At 33.2% G+C, this 4,011-nt stretch carries 6 protein-coding genes; 2 read left to right on the forward strand and 4 right to left on the reverse strand.

Annotated elements, in window-relative coordinates:
* Positions 1-435 precede the first annotated feature (435 nt).
* Positions 436-1,239, forward strand: coding sequence for an acetolactate decarboxylase (budA, locus tag QZN45_RS10890; RefSeq protein ID WP_296812926.1), 804 nt, complete (start codon positions 436-438; stop codon positions 1,237-1,239).
* 171 nt (positions 1,240-1,410) lie between these two features.
* Positions 1,411-1,989, forward strand: a complete 579-nt coding sequence (locus tag QZN45_RS10895; protein WP_296812927.1) for a hypothetical protein — start codon at positions 1,411-1,413, stop codon at positions 1,987-1,989.
* Positions 1,990-2,040: 51 nt separating this feature from the next.
* Here QZN45_RS10895 and QZN45_RS10900 read toward each other — a convergent pair whose 3' ends face one another.
* From QZN45_RS10900 to QZN45_RS10915, 4 genes are all read right to left on the reverse strand, one after another.
* Positions 2,041-2,355, reverse strand: a complete 315-nt coding sequence (locus QZN45_RS10900) for a TfoX/Sxy family protein (RefSeq protein ID WP_296812929.1) — start codon at positions 2,353-2,355, stop codon at positions 2,041-2,043.
* Positions 2,356-2,382: 27 nt separating this feature from the next.
* Complete coding sequence (locus tag QZN45_RS10905; protein WP_296812931.1) at positions 2,383-2,586, reverse strand: hypothetical protein; 204 nt, start codon at positions 2,584-2,586, stop codon at positions 2,383-2,385.
* Positions 2,587-2,665: 79 nt separating this feature from the next.
* Entirely contained in the window at positions 2,666-3,283 is a 618-nt protein-coding gene (locus QZN45_RS10910) for a HEAT repeat domain-containing protein (protein WP_296812933.1), read from the reverse strand.
* A 167-nt stretch (positions 3,284-3,450) separates the two neighbouring features.
* On the reverse strand, positions 3,451-3,594 hold the full coding sequence (locus QZN45_RS10915; RefSeq protein ID WP_296812935.1) for a hypothetical protein: 144 nt from the start codon (positions 3,592-3,594) through the stop codon (positions 3,451-3,453).
* Positions 3,595-4,011: the final 417 nt, after the last annotated feature.

Raw genomic sequence — 4,011 nt, forward strand, 5'->3', positions numbered from 1 at the left:
GCACACGTTTACAAAATAAAGAAACAAGACTCAAAACATTAGTTTATAATATTGATCTTTCAACAAAAATTTAAAAAAGGATTTCAACAAGACCAAAAAGTGAATAAAACCAGGTCATAGAAATCAAAAACCCAGCCTGCCCAACTCATGGCAAAAATTCTGTAATGATGTTTGTTTAATTTAGTCTCTTCATTCATTAACATATTAACAACCCAATACCAATAGGATTTCTTGCAATAATCCTTTGTCGATAATGATAAAAATTTAGGAATTATCACTTATTCTAAACAGTTTTATACTAATTCACTGTTTAAAATATTTAATCCTTAAATTAAAGTCTATAAGCTGATATTAATAAACCTACCTATTCAAATCATTAAACTTATTACTTTATTAAAATATAAATCTAAATATCGAATAGGAGGAGAATTTATTATGAATAAAAAGATAGTTTTTGCTTTAGTAATAATGGGTTTGCTTGCAATCTCCGCTGCAAATGCTCAAAACTCATTGATTCTAAACAACAATAATGACGATTCAATGTATCAGGTCTCTTTATTGCAGGCTTTTATGCATGGAGAATATGATGGAGTAGTCAAAGTAGGAGATTTGAAAAAGCATGGAGACATTGGTCTTGGAACATTTGAAGGAGTAAACGGTGAGATGATAGTTCTGGACGGTGTTGTCTATCAGGCAGCTGCTGACGGAAGCATCAATGTCATGAAAGATGATGAAAAAATACCATTCGCTACAGTCACCAAATTCGATGAAGACGGAAATATAACCAACATAACCGCCAGCAACTTTGACGATTTGACCGGTCAATTAAATAAGACAATTGAAGAATACGGTACAAACAACATGTATATAATCAAAATCAAAGGTGACTTTTCAAACATTACAGTCAGAAGCGTTGAAAAACAGGAAAAACCATATAAGGAATTCACCGATGTTGCAGCAGTAGACCAAAAGGTATTCAACCATACTGATCAGACCGGAACACTTGTTGCAGTATACTTCCCAGAGTACATGAACGAATTGAACATGCACGGCTGGCATCTTCATTTCCTGTCTGATGACAAGACAAAAGGAGGTCACGTTTTAGGATTCAATGGCCTTAAAGGATCCGCTCAAATTGATGAAATCCATGAATTCAACATGATACTTCCAACAGATGATACATTTAAAACAATGAATTTCACCGAAGACATGTCCAATAAAATCAGCAGTGTAGAATAACTCTTTTGAGTTATTCTCATTTTTTATTTTCTATTTTTTAAAAAAATAACCTCATCCAATAAAAAAAAACAAACATTTAAATATAACCTGATACATTGTTAGATTATGACCATCATTACTAAAATTGAAATAAAGTGTTCCGTCTGTGGAAAAACAAGTCAACGAGCAGTTATGACCAGTACAAATTCATGGGGACGTCCTGATTTGGACTTGAGACCCGCACCAATGTATCGAGATACCATGAATGTTTGGCTTATGGAATGTCCTCACTGCGGATATGTTGCAAAAGGGCTTAACAATGAACTCAAAACAACTTCAGATATTCTTAAAAGCGAGGAATACCTAACCTGTGAAGGCAATGACTTCAAGTCCGATTTGTCCAAAAGATTCTATAGGCGTTATCTCATATCAAAAGCTGAAAAGGAATATAATTCTGAATTTTATTCTCTTCTTCATTGTGCCTGGGCATGTGACGATGCCGATGATGGGCTTGCAGTTGAAATGAGAAAACTGGCAGTGAATTTGGTTGACAAGGTTGACGACGAAAATGAAAACCTGAAACTAATAAAGGCTGATTTGCTTAGAAGATCACTACAGTTCGAAAGGCTGATTGAAGAGTATTCGGATTTTAAAAGCGATGATGAGCTTTCATATTCCATCATAAGGTTCCAGCTTGGACTTGCAGCTATGAAAGACAGCGACTGCTATACCATACAGGATGTCTTTAACGAATTTAATCCCGATGAATAATTAAAAAAAAAAGTTTAAGTTAATGGCTGTCATATGACTGCATTACAGCCATCATTTTCTTTTTCTCGGAGCCGGAAGCTCATCATACATTGCCTCAAAAAGTTCACTTAGAAATACCTTATTTTCCAGGTCATCAACCAGAATCATTTCCTTTGCACCTTCATAGGGAAGTTCCATACGGGCATCAGGCATCATTGACATTGCCGATTTTACAGGCTTGACAAGAAATCGGTCATCATAGATGCCTCCGATAATCTTTGCGCGATAATATATGATGTACTCACCCATCATTGCCCTATATGATATTTCATCCAAATCAGATAACTGCTCCAGCACATATTCCAGATATTGCTCACTTGACGGCATACTTACACCTCCATTTAAAATCATTTGTCAAATCAGATTATACATAGAAATCCAATTAGCAAGTTCAATAGTTAAATTCAAATAATTAGACATTAAATGCAATGCAACCTGAATCATACATCCAATAAATGATGTGATAAATTGAATTAAAGCTGCAATAACTAAAACCAATAAATCATTTGAAATGAATTTTGAATAGAATTTTAAATTAGAACCTGAAATGAATCCCATATAAATATCATTTTAAAACAACCACATATAACATTTTTTAATATGCAACTCCCTTGCTATTACTTTAATAGTCGCTACTTTATTTCAATAATGCTTTATTTGTAATTCTAACAGCACCGGCACTATGGATGCGAACTATTCTGTTATCATCATTTTGCGCTATCCATTCCAGTTTTTCAAGGTAAGGTGTTACACAATCAGGTTTTTGTTTTCCAATCACCCTAAACATTTCAGGTGCCTCTATCCTAACTTTCTGTCCGGAATCAAAAATCATTTCATAAAAAATATCCATTTTTTTACAAAAGAGCTCTGGAGCAGTTGAGGCTATGTTTTCACAAGCCCAGACAAATGCGTGCCTGACGTTTTCAGACTCATCCAACCTCATATCCATCAGTTTGTCTAGATGATGAATTATCAGATTCTTATCTGCCCTACCTATTCTTCCAATTGCATTGACTGATCTTTCCCTCAATTTTGAATCGTCACTGTCCATGTAGCTTACAATGTCAGCAACATATCCTTCAATTTTTTCAGGATACATCAGCCCCATCTCTCCCAAAAGCCATAATACCTTTGCCCTGACAGCATTTGAATAAGCATTATCCAGTTTGTCTGCGACATAATCAATATTTGCCTTCCAGCTATGTCTGTCCTTTGTCAAATCTCGCAATTCTTTTAGAATAACATTATCATCCATATTTAATTATTTTATGTTAATCACATTTAAAATGCATTTATGTTAATTTGTGAATTTGAGTAAGAATTTGTTAAAAAAAAGCGTGAAATGATACGACATTGCCAAAATTAAAAAAAAATAAGAAAATATTGGAAGATATAATCTCCCAAATCAAAAAAAGTCCAGTTCTAGAATGCAACCGGACTAACTTTATTGTTTTTATTGAAATCATTTAATGTGGACATTAATTTATCTAAACTCATTCCGCTTGAATCTTTTGACCATGCAACAACGATGAATTCCTCATCACCCACTTTAACTTTATTGTGCAAGAATTCTCCGGCTTCTTTAAGTCGGGGATGAATTGCACATTTAGTGGGTTAGTGTCTATATTTTTTTTATGTGGATGGGGTGGTGAGATTAGTTTTCAAATGCTCTCGGATAAATGCCATATAATATGTAGGTTTTTAATATGTAATATAGAAAGATGGGGGAAAAACTTCAATAAGTTAATTTTTTTCCTTTCTTTTTTAAGCACGGTTTCATAATAATATTCTAAAAAAAAAACAATCCTTTTAGTGATTATATTTTTTTAGTCACTAGGACGATGTTTTTTTTTAGGATTTTTTTTATAATTTTAATAAAATGTGAAAAAAAGATGTTGAATATGTGCGATAAAACTTTTATTTTAACGGATAAGGTTGAATTTGTTCCTGATGAAGAGATGGAAAAGGAATTATGGTTTAATA

The organism is uncultured Methanobrevibacter sp., from assembly GCF_900314695.1.
Lineage (GTDB): Archaea > Methanobacteriota > Methanobacteria > Methanobacteriales > Methanobacteriaceae > Methanocatella.

Coding starts and splice junctions, on each gene's coding strand:
- budA (WP_296812926.1), top strand. CDS start 436: ATGAATAAAAAGATAGTTTTTGCTTTAGTAATAATGGGTTTGCTTGCA.
- QZN45_RS10900 (WP_296812929.1), bottom strand. CDS start 2,355: ATGCCGTCAAGTGAGCAATATCTGGAATATGTGCTGGAGCAGTTATCT.
- QZN45_RS10905 (WP_296812931.1), bottom strand. CDS start 2,586: ATGGGATTCATTTCAGGTTCTAATTTAAAATTCTATTCAAAATTCATT.
- QZN45_RS10895 (WP_296812927.1), top strand. CDS start 1,411: ATGACCAGTACAAATTCATGGGGACGTCCTGATTTGGACTTGAGACCC.
- QZN45_RS10910 (WP_296812933.1), bottom strand. CDS start 3,283: ATGGATGATAATGTTATTCTAAAAGAATTGCGAGATTTGACAAAGGAC.